The sequence below is a fragment of the Necropsobacter rosorum genome (genome assembly GCF_964241405.1).
Taxonomy (GTDB): Bacteria; Pseudomonadota; Gammaproteobacteria; order Enterobacterales; family Pasteurellaceae; genus Necropsobacter; species Necropsobacter rosorum.
Window position 1 is genome coordinate 1 of record NZ_CAXSXF010000002.1, and the last position, 25,043, is coordinate 25,043.

General features: G+C 49.1%; 19 protein-coding genes, 1 tRNA gene, 1 rRNA gene and 1 riboswitch. Of the genes, 14 read left to right on the forward strand and 7 right to left on the reverse strand.

The features are described from left to right. The first annotated feature begins 152 nt into the window (after window positions 1–152). Window positions 153–268, forward strand: a 5S ribosomal RNA gene (gene rrf / locus ACESOH_RS04055). 586 nt (window positions 269–854) lie between these two features. Then, complete coding sequence (asnB, locus tag ACESOH_RS04060) at window positions 855–2,435, forward strand: asparagine synthase B (protein ID WP_373099885.1); 1,581 nt, start codon at window positions 855–857, stop codon at window positions 2,433–2,435. A 158-nt stretch (window positions 2,436–2,593) separates the two neighbouring features. On the opposite strand, the gene ACESOH_RS04065 is transcribed toward asnB, so the two are convergent. Further along, window positions 2,594–2,670, reverse strand: a tRNA-Val gene (locus ACESOH_RS04065). Window positions 2,671–2,912: 242 nt separating this feature from the next. Here ACESOH_RS04065 and pyk point away from each other — a divergent pair. After that, complete coding sequence (pyk, locus tag ACESOH_RS04070; RefSeq protein ID WP_084703504.1) at window positions 2,913–4,352, forward strand: pyruvate kinase; 1,440 nt, start codon at window positions 2,913–2,915, stop codon at window positions 4,350–4,352. Window positions 4,353–4,410: 58 nt separating this feature from the next. Here the strand turns inward: pyk and ACESOH_RS04075 are convergent, their stop codons facing one another. The 3 genes from ACESOH_RS04075 to ACESOH_RS04085 form a co-directional block, all read right to left on the reverse strand. Then, window positions 4,411–6,162 (reverse strand): ABC transporter ATP-binding protein/permease, encoded by a 1,752-nt coding sequence (locus tag ACESOH_RS04075; RefSeq protein ID WP_373099886.1) that lies wholly within the window; start codon window positions 6,160–6,162, stop codon window positions 4,411–4,413. Between the two features lie 59 nt (window positions 6,163–6,221). Then, a complete protein-coding gene (locus ACESOH_RS04080) occupies window positions 6,222–8,381 on the reverse strand; it encodes a TonB-dependent receptor (RefSeq protein ID WP_373099888.1) in 2,160 nt (719 codons plus the stop codon). Window positions 8,382–8,501: 120 nt separating this feature from the next. Further along, on the reverse strand, window positions 8,502–9,896 hold the full coding sequence (locus ACESOH_RS04085) for an MATE family efflux transporter (RefSeq protein WP_373099890.1): 1,395 nt from the start codon (window positions 9,894–9,896) through the stop codon (window positions 8,502–8,504). Between the two features lie 57 nt (window positions 9,897–9,953). Between ACESOH_RS04085 and ACESOH_RS04090 the strand changes: the two genes are divergently transcribed. Next, window positions 9,954–10,565: a riboflavin synthase subunit alpha gene (locus ACESOH_RS04090; RefSeq protein ID WP_373099891.1), complete on the forward strand. Its 612-nt coding sequence runs from the start codon at window positions 9,954–9,956 to the stop codon at window positions 10,563–10,565. Between the two features lie 68 nt (window positions 10,566–10,633). Then, on the forward strand, window positions 10,634–11,596 hold the full coding sequence (locus ACESOH_RS04095) for an AEC family transporter (RefSeq protein WP_373099892.1): 963 nt from the start codon (window positions 10,634–10,636) through the stop codon (window positions 11,594–11,596). A gap of 48 nt (window positions 11,597–11,644) precedes the next feature. Here the strand turns inward: ACESOH_RS04095 and ACESOH_RS04100 are convergent, their stop codons facing one another. After that, complete coding sequence (locus tag ACESOH_RS04100) at window positions 11,645–12,460, reverse strand: D-hexose-6-phosphate mutarotase (protein WP_373099894.1); 816 nt, start codon at window positions 12,458–12,460, stop codon at window positions 11,645–11,647. A 123-nt stretch (window positions 12,461–12,583) separates the two neighbouring features. Here ACESOH_RS04100 and yoaA point away from each other — a divergent pair, with 123 nt between their 5' ends. From yoaA to thiE, 7 genes are all read left to right on the forward strand, one after another. Next, window positions 12,584–14,515, forward strand: coding sequence for a DNA repair helicase YoaA (yoaA, locus tag ACESOH_RS04105; RefSeq protein WP_373099895.1), 1,932 nt, complete (start codon window positions 12,584–12,586; stop codon window positions 14,513–14,515). Beyond that, a complete protein-coding gene (gene tsaB / locus ACESOH_RS04110) occupies window positions 14,512–15,231 on the forward strand; it encodes a tRNA (adenosine(37)-N6)-threonylcarbamoyltransferase complex dimerization subunit type 1 TsaB (protein ID WP_373100417.1) in 720 nt (239 codons plus the stop codon). The genes yoaA and tsaB overlap by 4 nt, the downstream gene beginning before the upstream one ends. A gap of 39 nt (window positions 15,232–15,270) precedes the next feature. Then, window positions 15,271–15,828: a Slp family lipoprotein gene (locus tag ACESOH_RS04115; protein ID WP_373099897.1), complete on the forward strand. Its 558-nt coding sequence runs from the start codon at window positions 15,271–15,273 to the stop codon at window positions 15,826–15,828. A gap of 60 nt (window positions 15,829–15,888) precedes the next feature. Further along, window positions 15,889–17,577: a long-chain-fatty-acid--CoA ligase FadD gene (gene fadD, locus ACESOH_RS04120; protein WP_373099899.1), complete on the forward strand. Its 1,689-nt coding sequence runs from the start codon at window positions 15,889–15,891 to the stop codon at window positions 17,575–17,577. An 80-nt stretch (window positions 17,578–17,657) separates the two neighbouring features. Beyond that, window positions 17,658–18,809, forward strand: coding sequence for a ribonuclease D (gene rnd / locus ACESOH_RS04125; protein WP_373099900.1), 1,152 nt, complete (start codon window positions 17,658–17,660; stop codon window positions 18,807–18,809). Between the two features lie 94 nt (window positions 18,810–18,903). Continuing rightward, window positions 18,904–19,371 carry a PM1805 family lipoprotein gene (locus ACESOH_RS04130; RefSeq protein WP_373099902.1) on the forward strand — a complete coding sequence of 156 codons (468 nt, stop codon included), beginning with the start codon at window positions 18,904–18,906 and terminating at the stop codon, window positions 19,369–19,371. A 103-nt stretch (window positions 19,372–19,474) separates the two neighbouring features. Beyond that, window positions 19,475–19,569, forward strand: a riboswitch (TPP riboswitch). Window positions 19,570–19,700: 131 nt separating this feature from the next. Continuing rightward, entirely contained in the window at window positions 19,701–20,369 is a 669-nt protein-coding gene (gene thiE / locus ACESOH_RS04135; RefSeq protein ID WP_373099903.1) for a thiamine phosphate synthase, read from the forward strand. A 61-nt stretch (window positions 20,370–20,430) separates the two neighbouring features. On the opposite strand, the gene hxpB is transcribed toward thiE, so the two are convergent. Together hxpB and ACESOH_RS04145 are read right to left on the reverse strand one after the other, a co-directional pair. Continuing rightward, window positions 20,431–21,096 (reverse strand): hexitol phosphatase HxpB, encoded by a 666-nt coding sequence (gene hxpB / locus ACESOH_RS04140; protein WP_373099905.1) that lies wholly within the window; start codon window positions 21,094–21,096, stop codon window positions 20,431–20,433. Continuing rightward, a complete protein-coding gene (locus tag ACESOH_RS04145; protein ID WP_373099907.1) occupies window positions 21,097–21,960 on the reverse strand; it encodes a fructosamine kinase family protein in 864 nt (287 codons plus the stop codon). 165 nt (window positions 21,961–22,125) lie between these two features. On the opposite strand from ACESOH_RS04145, the gene grxB reads away from it, so the two are divergent. Beyond that, the gene (grxB, locus tag ACESOH_RS04150) at window positions 22,126–22,773 is read left to right on the forward strand and encodes a glutaredoxin 2 (protein WP_373099909.1); all 648 of its coding nucleotides are present in this window, start codon (window positions 22,126–22,128) and stop codon (window positions 22,771–22,773) included. A gap of 188 nt (window positions 22,774–22,961) precedes the next feature. Continuing rightward, window positions 22,962–24,893, forward strand: coding sequence for a threonine--tRNA ligase (gene thrS / locus ACESOH_RS04155; RefSeq protein WP_373099910.1), 1,932 nt, complete (start codon window positions 22,962–22,964; stop codon window positions 24,891–24,893). Window positions 24,894–25,043 lie beyond the last annotated feature (150 nt).

The following is a 25,043-nucleotide window of genomic DNA, read 5'->3' on the forward strand; positions in this document are numbered from 1 at the left end:
AGGAGATGAAAACTGAGGGTGTCGAATAATAAACAGACAGTAAACAGTAGAAAGTATCAGCTTGTTTCGGATTGAAGGATAGCGAGAGCAACCGAAGAGAACAAAAGAGAAGAAGAGAAAAGACAACGAAGACGAATATCATAACGGAATATTCCGGCGGCGATAGTGCAGTGGGCCCACCTAATCCCATGCCGAACTTAGAAGTGAAACGCTGTAACGCCGATGGTAGTGTGGGGTTTCCCCATGTGAGAGTAGGACACCGCCGGGTTTTAATTAGAGAAGAGACCACTTGCCGAGGGCAGGTGGTTTTTTTGTTTTTGGGGAAAACCGGCAAAAAGCCACCGCACTTTTGCTGTTTCGGCCGGCGGTGAATCAAGTAAAAAAGTCAAAACATAAACTCAACCCAATCCAACTCAACACAACTACCAGACAACAATAAAAAAACAGGTAAAAAAGTCACCGCACTTTTAGGTTAATCAAAGATAACGGGGGTAAAGTGCGGTGGGTTTTGAGAGAATTTTTTTCTAAACAAATCAAAATATAAACCAAACTCAACACAACCAAACCACAAAAAACAGACAAAAAATTACCGCATTTTTGGGTTAACCGAAGATAAAGGGGATAAAGTGCGGTGGGTTTTTGATGAGTTTTTAATCCTGTGATGCAAGTAAACCGAGTATCCTAAATCTTATATTCTAAATCTTATTTTTATAAATTAAATTCAAAATAATTAACTTTTTTTTATATTTTATCTTTTTAAATCGATTTTTATTTAAATTTAATTTTATTAATGTTGACTTGCTTTGAATTTAGATTAAAATTAGCTGCATCGTTTTAGTGATAGGATTTTTAATATGTGTGGATTTGTTTTTTCGTCGGCGCCGTATTCTGAAGATGTTAAACGCGGGTTTGATACGCTGTTTCATCGCGGGCCGGATAATCAATATTTAGCGTCTGAAAGTAACGGCGTCTGGGGATTTCATCGTTTATCTATTATGGATTTGACGGATAATGGCAATCAACCTTTCAAACATGATGGTATTGAGCTGATTTGTAATGGCGAAATTTATAATTATCCGCAGCTGAAACAACTGTTGGAAAACGACTATGATTTCCGTTCCGGCAGCGATTGTGAGGTATTGATTCCGCTTTATCAGCAGGTTGGAATTGACGTGATGATGAAAATGCTGGATGCGGAATTCGCACTGGTTTTAGTCGATACGCAGCGCGGGAAGATTTACGCCGGACGTGATCCTATCGGCATTCGCCCGATGTTTTACGGCTACGATCGACAAACCGGCGGCATTGCGTTTTCTTCTGAAGCGAAAGCGTTGCTGCCGTTTTGTCGCGATATCGCGCCTTTCCCGCCCGGTCATTATTATGACGGCAGTCAATTTGTTTGTTACAACGATATTGCCGATCCGAAAACGATTGTTGAGCAGGATGTCGATAGCATCGCGCAGAATTTGCGTGAGAAACTGGAAGCCGCGGTAATTAAGCGCCTGAGTGCCGATGCACCGCTCGGTTTTTTACTCAGCGGCGGGTTGGATTCATCGTTGGTTTGTGCCATTGCGCAAAAACATTCGGATACGCCGATTAAAACATTTGCCGTCGGTATGGATACCGATCCTATCGATCTGAAGTATGCCAAAGAAGTGGCGGATTTTTTAGGCACCGAGCATACGGAAGTCATCATGACAAAAGATGAGGTGATCGCCTGTCTGGAAAAGGTTATCTGGCATCTGGAAACCTGGGATATTACGACGATTCGCGCCAGTATCGGCATGTATTTGGTATGCCAATATATTCGTGAAAATACCGATTTAAAAGTGTTGCTGACCGGTGAAGTCAGCGACGAGATTTTTGGTTATAAATATACCGATTTTGCCCCGAGTGCGGCCGCTTTTCAGCAGGAAGCGCAGAAACGTATCCGCGAACTTTATATGTATGACGTATTGCGTGCGGATCGCTGCTTGGCGGCGCATTCTCTGGAAGCCCGCGTGCCGTTCAGTGATATCGATTTTGTCAATTATGCAATGAGTATTAATCCGCAGCGTAAGATGAATGTCTATCACAAGGGAAAATATCTCTTGCGCAAAGCGTTTGCCGGTTTAGGCTATTTGCCGGACAGCATTTTATACCGGGAAAAAGCCGCGTTCAGTGATGCCGTGGGACATTCTATGGTCGATCATCTTAAAGCCTTTGCCGAAAATAAATACAGCGATGATGAATTAATGCAGGCGAAAGAAAAATATCCGTATGCCACGCCGTTTACCAAAGAATCATTGCTGTACCGCGATATTTTTGAACGGTTTTACCCGGGACAAGCGCACTGGATTAAAGACTTCTGGATGCCGAATAAAGACTGGGAGGGCTGTAATGTTAATGACCCGAGCGCAAGAGTATTGGGCAATTACGGTGACAGCGGGAAATAAATTATGCGTGCGGTTTATTAATAAAAAAGTGCGGTGTTATTTTAATCTGTTTTCTTTCTGCGCGGAATATCATCCGCTTTTTGAAAGCAGATCTGTTTTTGTGCTTATTTCTGACAATGAAAAGAAAAATCCCAAGTCAACTGACTTGGGATTGAATATGGTGCGACTAGCTGGACTCGAACCAGTGACCCCCACCATGTCAAGGTGGTGCTCTAACCAACTGAGCTATAGTCGCCTTACGAAAGTGCGGTAATAATATAGTCTTTTTTTCATTAAGACAAGGCGTTTTTCCGATTTAGAATTTGTTTGTCATAAAATTAACCAATTGTTCAATTTCTTTACGATTTTTTTATAATTTGTGATCTCGATCTGATTTTGTTTTCAGCGTATAATACCCGCAGTTTTTCGCCGTCGCGGGTATTGTGCGGTCGGTAAAAGAATGTTTTAAATTAATTGTAATAATTGACGGAGTAAATAATGTCTAGAAGACTGAGAAGAACGAAAATCGTATGTACTATGGGGCCTTCAACAGACCGTGGCAATAATCTGGAAAAAATTATTGCGGCCGGTGCAAACGTTGTTCGTATGAATTTCTCACACGGTACGCCGGATGATCACATCGGTCGTGCGCAGCGTGTGCGTGAAATTGCAAAAAAATTAGGCAAAACGGTGGCTATTCTGGGCGACTTGCAAGGGCCTAAAATCCGTGTTTCGACTTTTAAAGATGGTAAAATTTTCTTAAATATTGGTGATAAATTTATTTTAGATGCCGAATTGCCGAAAGGTGAAGGTTCGCAAGAGGCGGTCGGTCTGGATTATAAAACACTACCTCAGGATGTTGTTCCGGGTGATATTCTGTTATTGGATGACGGCCGCGTGCAGTTGAAAGTCTTGTCCACCGAGGGTGCGAAAGTCTTTACCGAAGTGACTGTCGGCGGTCCTTTATCCAATAATAAAGGGATCAACAAGCTAGGCGGCGGTTTATCGGCAGATGCCTTAACCGAAAAAGATAAAGCGGACATTATTACCGCCGCGCGTATCGGCGTGGACTATTTAGCGGTGTCGTTCCCGCGCTCCAGCGCCGATTTGAATTACGCCCGTCAATTGGCCAAAGAAGCCGGACTTAACGCGAAAATTGTCGCCAAAGTCGAACGCGCCGAAGCGGTGGCGACCAGTGAAGCAATGGATGATATTATTCTGGCTTCCGATGTGATTATGGTTGCCCGCGGGGATTTAGGGGTGGAAATCGGCGATCCTGAATTAGTCGGCGTGCAGAAAAAATTAATCCGTCGCTCACGTCAATTAAACCGCGTGGTGATTACGGCAACACAAATGATGGAATCCATGATCAGCAATCCGATGCCGACCCGTGCGGAAGTGATGGACGTTGCGAATGCGGTGCTGGACGGAACCGATGCCGTTATGCTTTCGGCAGAAACTGCGGCGGGTCAATATCCGTCGGAAACGGTCGCCGCCATGGCGAAAGTGTGTTTAGGGGCGGAAAAAATGCCAAGTATCAATGTTTCCCGTCATCGTATGGATGCACAATTTGATACTATTGAAGAGTCCGTTGCCATGTCGGCGATGTTTGCGGCAAACCATATGAAAGGGGTGGCGGCAATTATTACCATGACAAGCAGCGGCCGTACACCGCTATTAATGTCGCGTATCAGCTCCGGTTTACCGATCTTCGCGTTATCCCGTAATGAAGCGACATTAAATTTATGTGCGCTTTATCGTGGAGTTACGCCGATTTTCAGTGAAGAAGTCAGCCGTACCGTTGAAGGGGCGAAAGCAGCGATTCAGTTGTTAAAAAACAAAGGATTCTTAGTGACCGGCGATCTGGTTCTGTTGACGCAAGGTGATGAACTGGCGAGCGGCAGCACCAATACCTGCCGTACATTAGTGGTCGAATAAGCTTTTTGCTCTTAACTAAAAACGGTGAGAAATTTCTCACCGTTTTTTTGTGACGGTTTTATGATAAATAAAGCCGTTTATTATGGAATTGCCGCAAGGTACAGCGATGTCCGATACTCAGTATAATCATCTGAGGCAATCGGTGTCTGATCATGCCGTAGAGTAATTCTTCCGTCGGTTCATCCAGTGCCGAGGTGGTTTCGTCTAAAAACACCACATCCGGTTTGCTTAATAAAATCCGGATAAATGCCACCCGTTGCAGTTCTCCCGGAGACAAAATAACCTGCCAGTCATTTTCAATATCCAACGCGCCGAGATATTTTTCTAACCGGCATTCCCGCATCACCTGTTCCAATTCGGCATGGTGAATGTCAATTGTCGGATAACAAATCGCTTCGCGCAGCGTGCCTTGCGGCATATAAGGCCGTTGCGGCAGAAATAAGGCTTCCGCGCCGCAGGGGCGTTCGGCATGCCCCTCGGTGGCGAAAGGATAAATGCCGGCGATGGCTTTTAGCAAGGTGGTTTTACCGGCACCGGACGGACCTTGAATCAGCAGCGCATCGCCGTTGCTTAACTCAATATTGATGTTATCCAGAATAATGTTATTTTCCTGATCGCGAATGCCGAAATGGCGCAGAGAAACGCGGTTTGTGCATTCTATCGGCTGATGAACTTGGGTATTATCCAACTCATCCAGTTTTTGCATAAAACCGGCAAGACGGTTTAAGCGCGCCTGATACAGGGTAAATTCTTCATAAAACAGGCGAAAAAAGGACAACGCGCGCATCAGGCGATTGAATGACTGCACGGTCTGGTGCATATCGCCCAGTGTGACCTGCCCGGCGAAAAAACGCGGCGCCTGCAGCATTAACGGCAGGATCATGGCAATCTGCGTGACGCCGGTATTAAATCCGTCCAGCCCCAGCATTTTACGCACAATTGCCCAGCGGTTTTGAATGACGGTATTAAATTTCTCGCTTAAATTCGACCGCTCTTTTTGCTCGCCTTCGTAAAATGCGATACTTTCCGCATTATCGCGTACCCGAATCAGAGAATAACGGTAGTTACCGCTAAAATGTTCTTTATTAAAATTCAGTCTGACTAACGGGTAGCCGATCCAGACTGACAGGGCGGTCGCGGCGAGAATAAAACCATAGATAAAAAAGACCACGCCTTTGGGAATCGCCAGCCCGAATAACACCAGCAGACCGGATAATCCCCACAGAATAATGGTAAATTCGATGGTGGAGACCACGGAATTAATCACCCCGCGCACCAGTTCGGTGGTACTTGAAATAAATTCCCGCGCATCCTGTTCAATACGCTGATCAATATTATCGGGAATTTCCTTCACATATTTCAGGCGATAATAATTTTTATTGGCCAGCCAGCGCGCTAGCATGTCCGCGTTGAGTTTTTCCAGCCAACGAATTTCAAATACCTGCAGCATCAGATAATTTACGATGGAGTGAATAATTTTAACCAGCACCAGCATAACGTTGACGGTGGCAAAAAACCAAAACGCCTCGGCCTGTTTATTTTGCAGCGAACTATACAACCCGTTGTAGAAAAACGTATTCAGCACGCTGATACGCACTTCCAGCAAAATTAAGGTAAATAAAATCAGAATCAGCCCGCAGGTTTTCAGCCTATTGCTTTTGGTTAAACAAGGCTTCGTGATTAACCAGAATTTCCGACCGAAATCCGTTTGCCGCAACATCACCGCCGTCAGCGAAAAACACAGCGCCACCCAAAACAGTGCGCTGACAAGCCAGTAAAAACTATTATTCAGTTCCGTTTGCCAGTTCATGATTGATTCCGTAAAAAACGACAAAAGGGCAGTGACACTGCCCTTGGGGAGGATTGGGGTTAGAATGAATATTCAGCATTTAACCAGTATGTACGCGGCAGCCCGACCACAGCGAAACTGCGATCATAGCGACCGCGCTGTACTTGCCAGTAATTCTCATTAAATAGATTTTCGATTGCGCCGCGTAATGTGAGCATTTGTTTCTGGCTCAGATGAATCACATATTTAGCACCGACATCTACTGTAGTATAAGGTGAGAATTTATATTTTTTGCCGTAATCCTGATAAGAGGAACCGTAATATTGAATGGCCGCATTTAAGGTTAAATCTTTAATAAACGGCGTATCCCATTCGATTGCTCCTTTATAAATAATGCGCGGGCTGGCAACCTGCACGCCGCTAACAATCGTTCCCTTATCCGCATAAGCGGTGCCGAAAGTGGTGTAATCAATCAACTCACCTTTGTTATAGGTAATACCGAAGCTTGGGCGCAATGTGCCGTTTAACAGTCTGGCATAAGCGTTAAATTCGATACCGCGATTTCGTTCTTTGCCTTGTTCTTCACCGGTTAACACGTTAATACCCGGCCGGCGGATTTGGTATAAACTTAATGTCGTAGTGAATTGTTCACTCCAGTTTTTGCGCACACCGATTTCAATCTGGCGACTGACGATTGGCTTAGCCATTACGCCGGTATTTTCGTCAATGGCACCCGGTTCTAAATCTTCCAGATAGTTTCCGTAGAACACTAAATTCGAATTAGGCACATAAGCGAGAGTCGCCATCGGGCTGAAACGATTTTCATGGGCTTTGATCCCCGCACTATAGTCATGCTGTTTGATCCATTGATAACGGCCGCCTAAAGTTAGACGAATTCGGTTGTCGGAAAAGCCCAGCGTATCGGCAAATGCTAAGCTGTGTGCCTGTACTTTTTCATCGGTACTTTGTGCCAGATCCGAGTATGTCGGAGAAGCCGGGAACTGCGGATGATAAATATTTAATCCGGCATAGGCTTTTTTTAAGGTGCCGTAATTTACAACCGGCGTCTGATCGAAATCGCGATAACGTGTGACGCTGTCAAAGGCCATGCTCCAGTTGTTTAGTACGGAGGCAATTTCAAATTCCCCCTGTAATTTCAGGTTGCCACTGGTGGTGCGGGTGCGGTAATCCATACCGCGCATGGAACGAATGCTGTAATTGCCGGCAGAATCAACCATTCGTACCTGACCGAAGGAACCGTCATATTTGGATTCAAGATGACCGACACCGCCGGATAACATCATGTTGTATGGCAGATCATATTCAAAGGTGGTCATAACGGTTTGATCTTCTGTCGTTTGTCCGGACCAGCTCGGAATTAAATTGGTTTTACCGTTCGGTGCGGACGGTAAAGCGAAATCCAGCATCTGAATATCCTGTACACGGGCGCGTCCGCCGTCGGTTTTACGCTTACTGTACATATAATCTACGCCGACGCGTAATTTTTCACCCCGATAATCAGCACCGATAGCCAATTCTTTATCACGCTCGCTGTAACCGACGCGGGCGGTATCGCCGTCACGGTATTTTCCGTTAATACGCACGCCCCATTCTTGATGAGTGCCGAAGCGACGTCCGAAGTCAAAACTTTCCTGCAAACGGTTATTACTGAACCAACCGAAACCGATTTTGTTAATTTCTTCGTCGGTGGCTCGTTTGGTTTCGATATTCATTGCGGCGCCGGCCGAACCTTCCGGATCCATGCCGCTTGTCACCGTGGAAGCGCCCTTAATTAATTGCGCGGCGCTGACACCGGCAGTCGGAGAGTTATAGGTGGAGTATAAACCGGCTAAGCCGTTTAGGCTGATTTGGCGTGCGTCTAATTGTAAACCGCGTACATAAACGCCTTGCAGGGTATTGGTTTCGCCGCCGAAATTCATTACGGATGCGTCAGTTTTGGCAATCGCGTCCACCACATTGCGCGGTTGCTGATCTTCAAAGGCTTTTTCATCATAATTTACCACGCTGATCGGCGAGGTAAAGGCAAGCTGGTTACCGAGCAGGCCGAGATTAGCCACTTCTTTTTGTTTACTGCCGGCCGCTTTGGCTTTTTCCACCTCGGTGACAATAGTAATTTGTTCTAAACTTCCATTATTAGGCTGCTGATTTGTTTCAGCCAGTGCGCCGAAAGAAACACCGGCAAAAAGTGCGGTGTAAATTACGCTTAATTTAAACTTCATAAAAATCCCATTATGCTAAAAACGTATTGAAAATCCGCGCGATTATAGCGAAAAGACTTTCTTTTAACAATAGGAATTGTTCTCATTTTAAACCGACGTTCGGTTTAGCAAGAAAAAGGTTTACTTGAGTTTTTCCAGTTTAGCCAGTAATACCTGATCCGGCAGCGCCTGAATTTTGCGCATACGCCGCATAAGCAGTATTGCGGCAACGGTTAAGCTGACGACAAAGCCGATCCAAAATCCTGCCGCCCCGAGGCCGGGGACAATCAGATCGGTGCGCGCCAGCGTATAGCCGAGCGGCATGCCGAGAACCCAGTAACAGAACAGCGTAATATATAAAATCGCCTGCGTATCTTTATAACCACGCAGTGCGCCGCCGGACACCACTTGGATCGTATCGGAGAACTGATATAACGCGGCAAGCAGCAACAGGCTGCCGGCCATGGAAATCACCGTTTGATCATTAACGAAAATCGACGCGATGTCGGTGCGGAAAAATACCGTAATCAGCGCCGTGACCAGCGCGATGGATAATCCTACGCCGAGTGCGGCATAAGAGACCTGTTTGGCATTTTTGGCCGAGCCTTCGCCTAAACGTTGTCCCACCAGAATGGTGGTCGCCATTCCCAAAGACATCGGCAACATAAACACAAAGGAGCTGGTGTTTAAGGCGATTTGATGGCTCGCCACCACATTGGTACCGAGCGGAGAAAGTAATAACGACGCTAAGGCGAATAACGCCACTTCGCAGCATAAGGCCACGGCGATGGGAAAACCCAGACGCAGCAGCTTGGCGAGAGTTTTTAGATCCGGTTTTTCAATCGGCGGTGAAAATATCTGAAGATCGCGCTGATTGGCGGCTCGACGGCTGTAGGTGATCATCATAATACACATTGCCCAGTTGACGATTGCGGTTGCAATCCCGCAGCCTACCGCGCCGAATGCCGGTAGCCCCAGTTTGCCGTAAATAAAAATATAATTTAACGGAATATTCAGCATTAAGCCCAAAAACGTGATCACCATCGCCGGCTTGGTTTTAGCCAGCCCGTCGCTTAAACAGCGGAAGTTGATCATCAACAGATAGCCCGGCAAGCCCCATAACATCGCATGCAGATAACCCATCGTGATGTTCGCCAGTTTTTCCTCCATTTGCATATATTGGATGACAATGTCACTTTTATAGATTAAAAAACATAGCGGAATCGCGCTTGCCAGCAGAATCCATAACCCCTGACGCACCTGATGGGCAATTCTGTGACGTTGTCCCGAGCCGTTCAGATAGGCGATCGTCGGCGGCAGCGCCAGCAGTAAACCGTGCCCGAACAATACCAGCGGCAGCCAGATAGAGGCGCCGACGGAAATGGCGGCCATATCGGCGGCACTGACGCGCCCCGCCATAATGGTATCGACCAAGCCCATGGAATTTTGCGCGATTTGGGCAAATAAAATCGGGACGGCGATAGCGATAAGTTTGCGGGCTTCAAAATGGTATTCTTTAAGATGGCTAAATTTCATAAAAATCCGGGTTTTGTTATATAATAGCGACACTATTTTCAACACAGAGAGAACATCATGTTTACAGGAATCGTACAAGCAACGGCACAAATTCATGCGATTGACGAAAAAGCTAATTTTAGAACACAGACGTTAAAAATGCCACCGGAATTACTGCCGGGACTGGCGGTCGGCGCTTCGGTGGCGAATAACGGCGTTTGCCTGACGGTGACGGGCATCAACGGAGATTTGGTCAGTTTCGATTTGATGATGGAAACGCTGCGCATTACCAATCTGGGCGGGTTGCAGGTCGGCGATTGGGTAAATGTCGAGCGCGCCATGCGCATGGGCGATGAAATCGGCGGGCATGTGTTGTCCGGTCATGTCTATTCCACCGCGAAAGTGGCGCAGCGTATTCCGTCGCCCAATAATCTGCAAATTTGGTTTGAATTGCCGCAGCCGGAACTGATGAAATATATTCTGACCAAAGGATTTATCGCCATTGACGGCATCAGTCTGACCATCAGCGAAGTCAACGGGCAGCAATTCTGCGTGAATTTGATTCCGGAAACTATTCAGCGCACATTAATCGCACAGCGCGCCGTGGGAGAGGCGGTGAATATCGAAATCGACCCGCAGACACAAGCGATTGTGGACACCGTGGAGCGCTATTTGGCCCTAAGAGTTTAGCCGACGAAAGTGCGGTAAAAAACAGCAAATTTTCACCGCACTTTTCGCGTTCACCGAGATAATAATCTATGCAAAACAATGATTTCCTTTCTTCGCTGATATTTTCGGCAAGTGTGACCTGTCCGATTCTGTTTATGCTGATTCTCGGTATGTTGCTGCGTAAGCGCCGCGTGATCGACGACCGCTTCTGTGAACAGGCGAGTAAAATGATTTTTAATCTTACGCTGCCGGTGCTGCTGTTTTTTAATCTCTATAACAACCCGATTGAGCATCTCGAACAACAACTCCGGATTCTGACGGTGTGTATCGTCGGCACGCTGTCTTTGTTTATTCTGGCCGAACTGTTCGCGGCGAAATTTATCGCCGAAAAACGCGAACGCGGCACCTTTGTACAGGGCGTTTACCGCTGCAATGCCGGCATTCTGGGGCTGGCTTTTTGTATCAATGCGTACGGCAACGCCGCTTTAGCGTCGGCCTCCATTTATACCGCGGTTTCGGTGTTTTTATATAATATTCTGGCGGTGATCACGATTAGCCGCTCCCTGTCTGACGGCAAGGTCAGCCCGCGCAAGATGTTGTGGAACGTGCTGAAAAATCCGCTGATTATCGGCATTGCACTGGGTTTATTGGCAAGCGTGCTTAAACTGGAGATTCCCAAGCCTTTGATGACCGCCGGGAATTATCTGGTCAATATCACCTTACCGTTGGCGCTGATCTGCACCGGCGCCAGTATTGAGGTCAGAAATCTGTTCAAAACTTCCGGTATATCCTGGATGGCAACGATCGGACGGGTGATTGTGGCGCCGGTTTTTATGGTATTGCTGGGCAAAGCCCTCGGTTTAAGCGGCATGAATCTGGGCATTGTCTTTTTAATCACCGCCACGCCGCTGGCCGCTGCAACCTATGCCATGGTGCGCGGGATGGGCGGCAATGCGGTGACGGTTGCCAATATTATTGCCTTAACCACTTTCGGATCGATGTTCGGTTCCGCCATCGGCGTGTTGCTGTTAAGCCAGCTCGGTTGGATTTGAATTAATGCGCGAAATATCCCCGCCGCTTCGACGGGTATGGACATTCGATTAAGCCAATTTAATCCGCGTGCGAATCTGTTCGCCTTGCGATAGAGGGTGATTGATGCGCGCGCTTTCGACACAAACCATAGTCTTATAGCCCTGTTCGCTCATGCCGCTTGTGGCTTTGTGCCACGGATTCCACAGTACCACCTCGGTGGCATTATTATGTTCGATCACAATATTACGCTGATAAACCGGATCATGAACGGTTGTTGTAAGTGGGGAAGCGACGGCATAAATACCATCGACGTTGGCGCTAATCCGGCGCGGGGACGGAACCGGTTCGTTCTGTTGCTGCAAGGAGTTAAAACAGGTGGTCGGTAAGCCGGCAACGGATACGGATTCAATATCGCCGATATGGAAATAACTGTGCAATGCCGCCTGTGCCGGCTGTTGCCCGTAGTGAGTAAAAGTCAGTTCACAGTGGTCGCAAAATTGCATGCTGATTTTCGCCTCGATCAGATTTTCGGCGGAAAACAGGCTGAATTTCAACCGCACTTTGTCTTCCGCAATCGCATAATCGCTGAGCTGCCAGAGCGAAATGCGGGCATAGCCGTGAGGCGGCGATTGCACCGAGCCGAACCACGGATAACAGATCGGTACGCCGCCGCGAATGGCATTGCCGGCACTAAAGGGTTCGACTTCGCTTAACCAGAAAACATCCTGCGCTGCGCCTTGCGGTTTCCAGCTGAACAAATGCGCCCCCTGAAGCGCGATTAAGGCGCTGCCGACGCGATGTTGCAGGGCGATGACGGGAATCTCGTTATATTGTTGCAGGCTGAGTTCCGGTGTGATTTGCTTAAGTAGGGTAATTGTGGTCATTTTTCTTTTCCTTTAATCGGGTTTCTTCGGCGGCAAAGTCCGCGGCGTTGCCGATGAAATGCGCAGCAGTCGCTGCCGAAGTCTGATACAATACGCGCCAATAAAAACGGCATAGAAATGATAATGGCGAAGATTGAACAAATAATCAAGATATTTTCCGCAGACGGCGAGCTAAGCCGGAACATTCAAGGCTTCCGCCCGCGTGCGGAACAGCTTGAGATGGCGACGGCGGTGGAAGAGGCCATCGCACATAACACCACGCTGGTGGTGGAGGCGGGAACCGGAACGGGCAAAACCTTTGCTTATCTTGCGCCTGCGTTATTGTCAAACAAGAAAACCATTATTTCCACCGGCTCCAAGAATCTGCAGGATCAATTATTCAACCGCGATTTGCCGGCAATCAAACGGGCGCTCAACTACAGCGGTAAAATCGCGTTGTTAAAAGGGCGTGCGAATTATCTTTGTCTGGAACGTTTAGCGCAGGTGATTGCGCAGGGCGTATTGGGCGATCGCAGCGTGCTGGCGGATCTTGCCAAGGTCAGAGCATGGCATAACGCCACCAAAACCGGCGATCTGACTGAATGTGTGACGCTGGCGGAAGACAGCCCGATTGTGCCGCAACTGACCAGCACCGCGGAAAGCTGTCTGGGCAGCGATTGCCCCAATTATGCGGATTGTTATGTGGCGGCGGCGCGCAAAAAAGCCTTGAATGCGGATTTGGTGGTGGTTAATCATCATCTATTTTTTGCCGACATGGCGGTGAAAGAAAGCGGTTTCGGCGAGCTGATCCCGCAGGCGGAAGTGATTATTTTCGATGAGGCGCATCAGCTGGCGGACATCGCCAGTCAGTATTTCGGCCAGTCGGTGACCGGGCGCCAGCTGTTTGATTTGTGCAAAGATCTGCATATAGTGTATCGCACCGAAGTGAAAGATATGGCGCAGCTGGGAGTGGCGTCGGATAATCTGCTCAAAGTGGCGCAGGATTTCCGCTTATTACTGGGCGAGGGCAGCCGGCGCGGTAACTGGCGCGAGCTGCTGAATCAAAGTGCGGTCAAAAAAGGCTTTGTTTTATTGCAGGAAAAACTGGAGTTTACCTCGCAAGTGGTGAAGCGGGGATTGGGGCGATCGCAAACGCTGGACAGTATTTTCGAACGTCTTGCCACGCTGAAAAATATGCTGGCACGCCTACAGGATACTTCAATTGTCGGCTATTGCTACTGGTATGAAACCATGGGGCGGCAATTCGGTCTGCATATTACTCCGCTGACCGTGGCGGATAAATTCGGCGAACAGATGAAAGCCAAACAGGCCGCATGGATTTTTACTTCCGCCACGCTGGAAGTGGGCGGCAGTTTTACGCACTTTTGCGGACGATTGGGCATTGACGGCGGCGCACAAAAAATTCTGCCCAGCCCGTTTAATTATCCCGAACAGGCGCTGTTCTGCGTGCCGCGCTATTTGCCGGCAAGCAACCAAACCCGCACCGCCGCGAAACTGGGCGAGATGCTGCTGCCGGTGATCGAACACAATCACGGACGCTGTTTCGTGCTGTGCACTTCCTATGCCGTGATGCGTGAGCTGGCGGAGTATTTCCGCGCCAACAGTGAGCTTGCGGTATTGTTACAGGGTGACATGCCGAAAGCCAAATTACTGGAGCAGTTCGTTCAGCAACCGCAAACGGTATTGGTCGCCACCTCAAGCTTCTGGGAAGGGGTGGATGTGCGCGGCGATGCGCTTTCGCTGGTCATTATCGATAAACTGCCGTTTACCGCACCGGATGAACCGCTGCTCAAAGCGCGCATTGAAGACTGCCGTTTACAGGGCGGCGAACCGTTCCGGGATATTCAGATTCCGGAAGCGGTGATCGCGCTGAAACAAGGGGTAGGACGATTAATTCGTGATGTGACGGATCGCGGTGCGGTGATTATCTGCGACAGCCGTTTGGTGATGCGGCCTTACGGTGAAACCTTTTTAAAAAGTTTGCCCGACGCAAGGCGTACCCGGGATTTAAACAACGTGGTACAATTTCTGGCAACGATTCAACAGGAATCATAACAATGACAACATTATTAGCTTTAGACACCTCCACGGAAGCCTGTTCGGTGGCGTTATTTTATCGGGGAGAAACCATTGCCGCGGACGAATTGGCGCAGCGCGCGCATACCAAACGGATTTTACCGATGGTGGACGACATTCTGGCGCAGGCGGGCATTAGATTAAACCAAGTGGACGCATTAGCGTTCGGTCGCGGGCCGGGCAGTTTTACCGGCGTGCGGGTCGGCGCCGGCATTGCGCAAGGGCTGGCGCTGGGCGCGGATTTACCGGTAATTCCGGTGTCCAATCTGACGGCCATGGCGCAGCAGGCCTATGAACAATATGGCGCGACGCAGGTATTATGCGCCATTGACGCCAGAATGAACGAGGTGTATTTCAGCCGGCTGGCAGGTGAAAAAGTGCGGTCGGATTTCGGCGAGTTTATTCAATGGCGGTCGGTTATCGATGAGCAGGTGTGCCGCCCGGAACAGGCGATCGCACAATTATCGGATTTAAACGGACAATGGATGACGGTCGGCACCGGCTGGAACGCCTATGCACAGTTTGCCGCCGCCGGACTGGCAAGCCATTCGGCGGTGGAATTACCGTCGGCGCGTTATATGCTGTCGCTGGCATTGCCGTTATATCAGCGCCAGCAATGGATAAGTGCGGTGGATATTGAGCCGGTTTATTTGCGCAACACGGTCACCTGGAAAAAATTACCCGGACGGGAATAAGGATTTTATTGACAATACATCCTGATTAAGGAGAACAACATGAAAAAATTACTCTTGTTTCCTTTGTTTATCTTTACGCTGAGCGCCTGCGTTTCCGCGCCGAAAGGCTTAGAGCGTGACCGATACGCTATCCGCAGTCTGTCACAGATCCAGACGGAAGATTATGCCTGTCGCTGTAAATCGGTTCGTCTGGGCGGTAAAGTGCTGGCGGTAACGGCGTTAAAACAGCAGACTAAATTAGAAATTCTCAGCCTACCGATCGCCGAATATTCGGCCAAGCCGCTGCTGGACGGCGCGACGAACGGGCGGTTTATCGCTTATATTCAGGGCTTTGTCGATCCGGAAAGTCTGAAGGATCAATATGTGACCGTCGCAGGCCGGCTGACGATGCAGGAACAGGGCAAAATTGACGAAGCGCCGTATCATTATCCGGTGGTCGCGGTGGAAAATTATAAGCGCTGGACGCTGATGCGCGAATATTATTATGATCCTGATGATGATTACTGGGGCGGATTCTGGGGCTTTTCCCGTTCGCGCTGGGGACTGGGCGGCGCGTTTTGGCGGCCGGAACCGAGATTTCGTTACGGTTTGTACTAAGCCCGCCTAACGTGCTAAAATCCGACCGCACTTTTCCGATGACAATAATAAGGATAACAAATGGAAAAACCTTGGTTTAAAAATTATCCGGCGGATTCCGAATTTGAATTGAATACGTCCGAATATGAAAATATCTTGGATATGTTTGACCGGGCGATAAGAGCCCATCCTGATCGCGCGGCGTATATCAATATGGGACAGGTTTTAACTTTCCGTAAACTGGAAGAACGCAGCCGGGCGTTTGCCGCCTATCTGCAAAACGAATTAAAACTGAAAGGCGGCGAACGGGTCGCCTTAATGATGCCGAACCTGCTGCAATATCCTATCGCGTTATTCGGTATTTTGCGCGCCGGGCTGGTGGTGGTGAACGTCAATCCGCTTTATACCCCGCGCGAACTGGAACATCAGCTGCAAGACAGCGGCGCCAAAGCGATTGTGGTGGTGTCTAATTTCGCTTCCACACTGGAAGAAGTGGTATTTAACACCAATGTCAAACATGTGATTTTAACCCGCATGGGCGATCAGCTGTCTTTCGGCAAACGCACGCTGGTCAATTTTGTGGTGAAATATGTCAAAAAATTAGTGCCGAAATATAAACTGCCGCATGCGGTGACTTTTCGTGAAGTCTTGGCCATCGGTAAACACCGCCAGTATGTGCGCCCGCATCTGGAACGCGATACGCTGGCGTTTTTACAATATACCGGCGGCACCACCGGCGTGGCGAAAGGCGCGATGCTGTCGCACGGCAATATTATCACCAATGTTTTTCAGGCCAAATGGATAGCTTACCCCTTTGTCGGGGATCGCAGCCGCGAACGTAAAGCGGTGCTGGCGCTGCCGCTGTATCATGTGTTCGCCTTAACGGTGAATTGCCTGTTGTTTATCGAACTGGGCGTGACCGCACTGTTAATCACCAATCCGCGCGATATCGACGGTTTTGTCAAAGAGCTGAGAAAACACCGTTTCGCCGCCATTACCGGCGTGAATACCTTATTTAATGCCTTGCTGAATAACGAAAATTTCAAAGAAGTGGATTTTTCCGCGCTGAAACTGTCTGTCGGCGGCGGCATGGCGATTCAGCAATCGGTGGCGACCCGCTGGCATGAGACCACCGGTTGCAGCATTATTGAAGGCTACGGCATGACGGAATGTTCGCCGTTAATTGCGGCCTGTCCGATCAATGTGGTGAAACATAACGGCACCATCGGCGTGCCGGTGCCGAATACGGATATCAGAATTATTAAAGAAGACGGTTCGCCAGCCGCCTTGGGCGAGCCGGGCGAGCTTTGGGTGAAAGGCGAGCAGGTGATGCAGGGATACTGGCAGCGTCCGGAAGCCACCGCGGAGGTGCTGAAAGACGGTTGGATGGCCACCGGCGATATTGTGATTATGGATGAAAGCTATAGCCTGCGTATTGTTGATCGCAAAAAAGATATGATCATCGTCTCCGGCTTTAATGTTTATCCGAACGAAATTGAAGATGTGGTGATGCTGAATTATAAAGTCGCCGAAGTGGTGGCAATCGGTGTGCCGCACGAAGTGTCCGGCGAAACCATCAAGATTTTTGTGGTGAAAAAAGACGACAGCCTGACCCGCGATGAATTGCGCCAGCATTGTCGCCGTCATTTAACGCGCTATAAAGTGCCGAAAGAGATCGAATTCCGCGACGAGTTGCCGAAAACCAACGTGGGGAAAATTTTACGCCGAGTGCTGCGAGAAGAAGAAATCGCCAAACGCGCGGCACAGTAATTCAGTATAAGATGGGCTTAACCGCCCATCATTTTTGCCCGTAAAATTAAAAGATTAACGGGCGACTTTGGGTTTACATTATGTCCATATTAATAAAAGAAATCGAAAATGCACCGCACTTTAGGCTGATAACGACCAATCAGGCGCTGGACGAGGTTTGCCGGCAGGCACGGCAACAACGTGCGGTGGCGTTAGATACCGAATTTGTGCGAACCCGCACTTTTTATCCGCGCTTAGGCCTGATTCAGCTGTATGACGGTGAACAGGTCAGTTTAATCGATCCTAATCAGATTGATGATTTTTCGCCTTTCGTGGCATTACTGGCGGATCCGTCGCTGTGCAAAGTGCTGCACGCCAGCAGCGAGGATCTGGAGGTTTTCCAGCATTATTTTCAGCAGCTGCCGCGCCCGATGATGGATACGCAGGTGATGGCGAGTTTTCTGAATCTCGGTCATTCTCTTGGTTTCGCTGCGCTGATTAAACATTATTTTCAGCTGGAGCTTGATAAAGGCGCATCGCGTACCGATTGGCTGGCACGTCCGTTATCGGAAAATCAACTGCGCTATGCAGCGGCGGATGTGTGGTATTTGCTGCCATTGTATCGGCGGATGCAGACGGCTTTAGCGCAGACCCGCTGGCAAAGTGCGGTGCAAAATGACTGCGAATCGCTGCTGAATAAACGGGAAAAAAGCAAAGACAGCGACAAGGCGTATTTGGCTATTGCCAACGCCTGGCGTTTGGATCGGCTTGAGCTGATGCGGTTGAAACTGCTGGCAAAGTGGCGTTATCAGGAAGCGAAGAAACGGGATCTGGCGTTAAATTTTGTGGTCAAAAGCGAGCATTTATGGCTGGCGGCCAAACATCATCCCAAGCATACTTCCACCTTGCTGGAAATGGGATTTTCGTCTTCCGAAGTCCGTATTCACGGCAAAAAAATCCTGCAACTTATTGATCAGGTCAAACGGATCGATGAACAGGCGTATCCGCCGCTGATTGAGCGCCTTGCCGATGATCCGCGTTACCGCAGCACGTTGAAAATGCTACAACGCGAATTAAAAGCCCTGACCCCGCCGGATCTGCCTGCGGAAGTGATTGCCGGCAAAAAAGCGCTGGAAGAACTGATGCGCTGGTGCTGGCAGGCCGAGCGGGATGAGGCTCAACCGCCCGAGTTATTGTGCGGCTGGCGGCGGGAGTTCGGCTTGCCGTTGCTGGCATCTTTACAAAACTTTTAATTTATCGATTGGCAACTTTGCCTGCCACAGAGTAAAATTAAGCGCTCATATATCATCTATGTGAGATTTTCACTAACATATTAAGGACAGTACAATGAATAAAGTATTGAAAATCGGAGCGGCAATCGTGTTCGCTCTGTTCGTAGCGGCATGTAACAAAGCGGATCCAGCGGCGGATTTTAAAAAGCTGACCGATTGGGGGGCGGCGAATCAACAGGCGCAGGCGGCGTTCCAGGCGGAATTTCAGAAAAAAGTCGCCACACAGGATCCGCAGCAAATTGAACAGGCGGTTAATGAGTTAAATACCAAAATCAGCGAAATTGAAAAAAGCCTCAATGCGCTTGATATTCAAAGCCCTGAAATCAAACCGTTGAAAGAAAAAATGAAATCCACCCTGGCATTATCCAGTGATTTAATGAAAGACAGCCTTGCGCTGATGAAAAATCCGACCGACGAGGGCGTGAAAGCGTTACAGGATAAAACCCAGCATGCGGTGCAGGCGACTAATGAATTACAGCAATTACAGTCGCAGCTTGCCGAAAAATACGGTGAGAAAAAATAATTTCACCTCACGCTTTTCGCTTACAGCCATTCGATATCCCGAATGGCTTTTTTGTGGCCACCATAAACTTTTTGCCTTTTAGATTCACTTCCTATACACTCAACACCGTTAGTCGGGGTGCTTCCGTGCGGAGGCTGAGATAACACCCGTGAACCTGATCCAGTTAATACTGACGTAGGAAACTCATTATGCAAAATACTTTTTTCACTTATCCGTTCCGTTCGCTATTTTCCCTTATTCATCTTTTTCCTTTATTTACGCGATGACAGCAAAAATCCGAATGCTGTTTAAATTGAAAAATTGACGCCGATTTATGATCAGGAGTGATGATGTTTGATATAAAAACAATGCTGACGTTATATTTTGTTGCCGGCAGTCAGGATTGCCGGCATTTGGCAGGTGATCGCGCGCAACATTTGCTGCGTATTTTGCAGCAGGCGCTGGAAAGCGGCATTACCTGTTTTCAGTTCCGGGACAAAGGGTTCGGTTCACTGGAACAGGATCGCGCGGCGCAAAAACAGTTGGCGCTGCAATGCCGGGATTTGTGTCGTCATTATCGGGTGCCGTTTATTGTGAATGATGATGTCGAACTGGCGCTGGCGGTTGCGGCGGACGGCATTCATGTGGGGCAGTCGGACATGCAGGCGGCGCAAATCCGCGCCCAAACCGACCGCACGTTGATCGTCGGGTTGTCGGTCAATACGCTGGAGCAGGCACAGCGTGGTGCGGCGTCAGCGGATGTTGACTATTTGGGCGTCGGCCCGATTTTTCCGACCCAATCGAAAGCGGATCAAAAACCGGCGGTGGGAAGCGAATTTATCGCACGTTTAAGAGAGCAGGGCATAACTAAACCGTTAGTGGCTATCGGCGGTATCACCCAAGAAAGCGCCGCGCAGCTGGCCGCGTTCGGGGCGGACGGTATTGCGGTTATTTCGGCCATTACGCGCGCGCAGGATGTGCCGGCTGCGGTTAAAGCCTTACACCGGCAGCTGGGATAAACGCAATAGCCGGCGAGCGAATACGGATAAATCGCGGCGCTAATGCCGGCCGGCATATCCGTCAATGGGCGGCCAGCTTTTCGAGTAACGCCTGATTGATGTCGCGCAGGGAGGTTAATTTGGCATCCGCCAGCGACCAGCGGGGATCGGTTTTTGTGGCATTATCCGGAATGACGACACATTTCATGGAGGCGGCTTTCACTGCGGTCATGCCGATCACCGAATCTTCAATACCGAGGCAGTCACCGGGCGCGGTCTGTAATTGTTCCGCCGCGTGCAGATAAACCTGCGGATGCGGTTTGTTGTAATCCAGTTCGGTGGCGGAGGATAAATAGGCAAAATACTGAGCGATGTCGCAGCGGCGGGTGATTTCCTCCAGCAATTTGCGCGGCGAGGCGGAGGCGACCGCCAGCCGATAACCCAGTGCGGTCAGTTTTTCCAGCGTTTCCGTCACCCCGGGCATCAGAGGTTTTTGCTTTAAAATCATGTCGATGGCGTGCGTATTTAAACGGCTCGCCATTTCGTCGGCCGGCACCGGCGCGTTGTGATATTTTTGGTAGATTTTTTCCACGATAGCCCGCGAAGGCAAACCGGTCAGGGCGACCATGTCCGCCCAAGTCACGGGAAGATCAAAGGCGTTGAAAATCTCAACGCCGGCTTGTTTCCATAAGGGTTCGGAGTCGATCAGCACTCCGTCCATATCAAAAATGATTGCTTTAACAGTCATCTATTCTCCTAACAGTCGATGAATAAATTTGCGCGTCAATTCAATGTAATTGCCGTGAAAACGGTGGCTGAAATTGAGTAAATAATACAGCTGATACAATGCTTTACGTTCCTGATAAGCCGCTTGCAGCGGATAAGTGCGGTCATAATTCTGATAGAATTCCGCGCCAAAGGGCTGGAACAGTTCGCTAAACGCGATGTCGCATTCCCGATCGCCCCAGTAACAGGCGGGATCATACACCACCATATGTTCATTTGCTACGGCGCAGTTTTCAATCCATAGGTTACCGTGTAACAGCGACGGTTTGGGATTGTGTTTAGCCAGCCGGGCGGCGACGGTGCGGACGATAAGCGCGATATCGCCGAAATCCAGCGCTTTTTCTTTACAGATTTGCAACTGCCAGCCGATACGTTGTTCGCTGAAAAATTTCGCCCAATTATCTTTCCATTCGTTCGGCTGATAAACCGGCCCCAGCCAGCTATCGAAATCCAGTCCATAATGTTCGGCATTGCCGGCAAGATGAAGCTGCGCCAGCTGACTGCCGAATTCCGCCATTGTCCGAGCGGTCGGCGGCGTGAGGCGCAGCGCCTCCAGCAGCAGGAAACTGTGTCCCTGAGAACATCCCATACCGTAAACCTGCGGAACGCGGACGGTATTGGTTTTGGCCAACAGAGTCAGCTGATCGGCTTCTGCGCGGAACATGGAACGGTATGATTTGGCATTGACTTTAACAAAAACCGGTTGGATACCGTCATCAATCACCCAGGCTTCGTGCATTTCGCCACTGTGCACTTTCACCTTTTCTTTGATGGAATAGTATGCGCCGAATTGATCGGCCAACACCTGAGATACGGATTTCCACATCGTTTCCTCCTTTGCTCATCACATTGGTTCGTGTTGATAATAAAGGGAATTGTGTGAATATTCTGTGATTGAAGTCAAGTTTTGATAAATATTCCGCCCATTCCTTGCCACATCGCCGGCGATTGCGCTACAGTAAGCACCGAGTTGGACTAAGCGGAGGAAAAGATGCAACTGTACATTTATGATCATTGCCCGTTTTGCGTACGCGCACGCATGATTTTCGGTTTGAAAAATATACCGGTGGAAACGGTGGTGCTGCTAAATGACGATGAAGCCACGCCCACCGGGCTGGTCGGCAAAAAAATGGTGCCGATTCTGGTGAAAGATGACGGCGGCGCGATGCCGGAAAGTCTGGATATTGTGCGTTATATTGACGATAACTACGGCGCCAAACTGCTGTCGGATCAGGTTCGCCCGGCACTGGAGAACTGGATGAAAACGGTCGGTGCGTATTATAACCGGTTATTGTTGCCGCGTTTTGTGCAGCTTGGGCTGGCGGAATATGCCACGGAAAGCGCGCGGCGTTATTTTCTTGCCAAGAAGACCGAAAGTATCGGCGATTTTGCCGAAAATCTGGCCAATACGCCGCAATATATCGCACGCTTAAACGCCGATTTGGCGGAGCTCGCCCCTTTGATTGTGAATGAAAACGCGGTCAATGGCGAATTATCGCTGGAAGATATTCTGCTGTTTCCGATGCTGCGCAATCTCACCTGCGTGAAAGGGCTGGTGTTTCCGGAGCGCGTGCGCGCTTATATTGAGCGCATGTCGGCGTTGAGTCATGTGGCGCTTTATACCGATAATGCGGTGTAAATCAGCGCCTTTTTCGTTGCGCGAAACTGTGCTAAAATGCACCGCACTTTTATTGTACATTGTAGGTATGTATAAAAGTGCGGTGCAAAAACAGCACGATTAACCCGAGGGATTATTATCCCTTATTTTATTTTTAACTACTGCACATGTAACCTTTGGTATGGGTTACCACTGTATAAGGATTTAATATGCCTATTATTACTTTACCTGACGGTTCCCAACGTCAGTTTGATCACCCCGTTTCCGTGTATGACGTCGCGCAGAATATCGGCGCAGGACTTGCCAAAGCCACCATTGCAGGGCGAGTGAACGGCGAGCGGCGCGATGCCTGCGATCTCATTGAGCAAGATGCCACCCTTGAAATCATTACCGCAAAAGATGAAGACGGTCTGGAAATTATCCGTCACTCCTGCGCGCACTTGCTCGGTCATGCGATTAAACAGCTTTTCCCGGATGTCAAAATGGCTATCGGCCCGACGATTGACAACGGCTTTTATTATGATGTGGATTTAGACCGCGCCTTGACCCAAGAGGATTTGGCGGCACTGGAAAAACGCATGCTGGAGCTGGCGAAAACCAATTATGATGTGATCAAAAAACGCGTCAGCTGGCAGGAAGCCTATGACACTTTTAAAGCGCGCAATGAGCCGTATAAAATGGCAATTCTTGACGAAAATATTGCGCAAACCGATCACCCGGCGTTATATCATCACCAGGAATATATCGATATGTGCCGCGGCCCGCATGTGCCGAATATGCGTTTCTGCCACCATTTCAAATTACAAAAAGTGGCGGGCGCATACTGGCGCGGCGACAGCAAAAATAAAATGTTACAGCGTATCTACGGCACCGCTTGGGCGGATAAAAAACAACTGGCCGAGTATTTGCATCGTCTGGAAGAAGCGGCGAAACGCGATCACCGTAAAATCGGCAAAGCGCTCGATCTCTATCATATGCAGGAAGAAGCGCCGGGCATGGTGTTCTGGCATAATGACGGCTGGACGATTTTCCGCGAGCTGGAAACCTTCGTGCGTACCAAACTGAAAGAGTACGATTATCAGGAAGTGAAAGGGCCGTTTATGATGGATCGCGTGTTGTGGGAAAAAACCGGTCACTGGCAGAATTACGGTGATCTGATGTTTACCACACAGTCGGAAAACCGCGAATACGCCATTAAACCGATGAATTGCCCGGGCCATGTGCAGATTTTCAATCAGGGATTAAAATCTTATCGCGATCTGCCGATCCGCATGGCGGAATTCGGTTCCTGCCACCGTAATGAGCCGTCCGGTTCATTGCACGGCTTAATGCGGGTGCGCGGGTTTACTCAGGATGATGCGCATATTTTCTGTACCGAAGCGCAAATCGAAAGCGAAGTAACCAGCTGTATCCGTATGGTGTACGACATTTATAGCACCTTCGGGTTTACCGCCATCGAAGTGAAATTATCCACCCGGCCGGAAAAACGCATTGGCGCCGACGACATGTGGGATCGCGCCGAAGCCGGCCTTGCCAACGCCTTGCGGCATAACGGGCTGGAGTATGAAATTCAGGCCGGCGAAGGCGCATTTTATGGGCCGAAAATCGAATTTGCGCTGCGTGACTGCTTAGACCGTCAATGGCAGTGCGGCACCATTCAGCTGGATTTCGCCTTACCGGGTCGCTTGAACGCCTCTTATGTAGCGGAAGACAACGAGCGCAGAACGCCGGTGATGATTCACCGCGCCATTTTGGGATCTATCGAACGTTTCATCGGCATCATCACCGAAGAATACGCCGGTTTCTTCCCGCCGTGGCTGGCGCCGGTTCAGGCTGTGGTGATGAACATCACCGACAGTCAGGCGGATTATGTGCAACAGGTGGTTAAAACCCTGTCCGATGCCGGTTTGCGCGTGAAATCCGATTTACGCAACGAAAAAATCGGTTTCAAAATCCGCGAACACACCTTGCGTCGTGTGCCTTATATGCTGGTCTGCGGCGATAAAGAAATCGAAGCCGGCAAAGTCGCCGTACGCACCCGTAAAGGTCAGGATTTAGGCACTTTCACTGTGGAAGCATTCTTAGACATGCTGAAAAAACAGGTGCGCGGACGAGACTTGAAATTACTTGGTGAAGCATAGTTTCTGCTGACATTTAGTCGGTTAATAGCATTAAATGAAAGTGCGGTCGAAAATTTAAGTATTTTTGACCGCACTTTTTTGTTTCCGGCTGATTTTTGACGCCGGCTTTTTGTCTGAGATTGTGAACAATGTCACAGATGTGTATTGGCT

Bases quoted from the DNA above. Each gene is read 5' to 3' on its own strand.
- yoaA (WP_373099895.1), top strand. From the start codon at position 12,584: ATGGCGAAGATTGAACAAATAATCAAGATATTTTCCGCAGACGGCGAG.
- pyk (WP_084703504.1), top strand. From the start codon at position 2,913: ATGTCTAGAAGACTGAGAAGAACGAAAATCGTATGTACTATGGGGCCT.
- fadD (WP_373099899.1), top strand. From the start codon at position 15,889: ATGGAAAAACCTTGGTTTAAAAATTATCCGGCGGATTCCGAATTTGAA.
- ACESOH_RS04130 (WP_373099902.1), top strand. From the start codon at position 18,904: ATGAATAAAGTATTGAAAATCGGAGCGGCAATCGTGTTCGCTCTGTTC.
- ACESOH_RS04095 (WP_373099892.1), top strand. From the start codon at position 10,634: ATGCAAAACAATGATTTCCTTTCTTCGCTGATATTTTCGGCAAGTGTG.
- ACESOH_RS04145 (WP_373099907.1), bottom strand. From the start codon at position 21,960: ATGTGGAAATCCGTATCTCAGGTGTTGGCCGATCAATTCGGCGCATAC.
- grxB (WP_373099909.1), top strand. From the start codon at position 22,126: ATGCAACTGTACATTTATGATCATTGCCCGTTTTGCGTACGCGCACGC.
- ACESOH_RS04085 (WP_373099890.1), bottom strand. From the start codon at position 9,896: ATGAAATTTAGCCATCTTAAAGAATACCATTTTGAAGCCCGCAAACTT.
- thiE (WP_373099903.1), top strand. From the start codon at position 19,701: ATGTTTGATATAAAAACAATGCTGACGTTATATTTTGTTGCCGGCAGT.
- thrS (WP_373099910.1), top strand. From the start codon at position 22,962: ATGCCTATTATTACTTTACCTGACGGTTCCCAACGTCAGTTTGATCAC.
- asnB (WP_373099885.1), top strand. From the start codon at position 855: ATGTGTGGATTTGTTTTTTCGTCGGCGCCGTATTCTGAAGATGTTAAA.
- hxpB (WP_373099905.1), bottom strand. From the start codon at position 21,096: ATGACTGTTAAAGCAATCATTTTTGATATGGACGGAGTGCTGATCGAC.
- ACESOH_RS04115 (WP_373099897.1), top strand. From the start codon at position 15,271: ATGAAAAAATTACTCTTGTTTCCTTTGTTTATCTTTACGCTGAGCGCC.
- rnd (WP_373099900.1), top strand. From the start codon at position 17,658: ATGTCCATATTAATAAAAGAAATCGAAAATGCACCGCACTTTAGGCTG.
- ACESOH_RS04100 (WP_373099894.1), bottom strand. From the start codon at position 12,460: ATGACCACAATTACCCTACTTAAGCAAATCACACCGGAACTCAGCCTG.
- ACESOH_RS04090 (WP_373099891.1), top strand. From the start codon at position 9,954: ATGTTTACAGGAATCGTACAAGCAACGGCACAAATTCATGCGATTGAC.
- ACESOH_RS04075 (WP_373099886.1), bottom strand. From the start codon at position 6,162: ATGAACTGGCAAACGGAACTGAATAATAGTTTTTACTGGCTTGTCAGC.
- ACESOH_RS04080 (WP_373099888.1), bottom strand. From the start codon at position 8,381: ATGAAGTTTAAATTAAGCGTAATTTACACCGCACTTTTTGCCGGTGTT.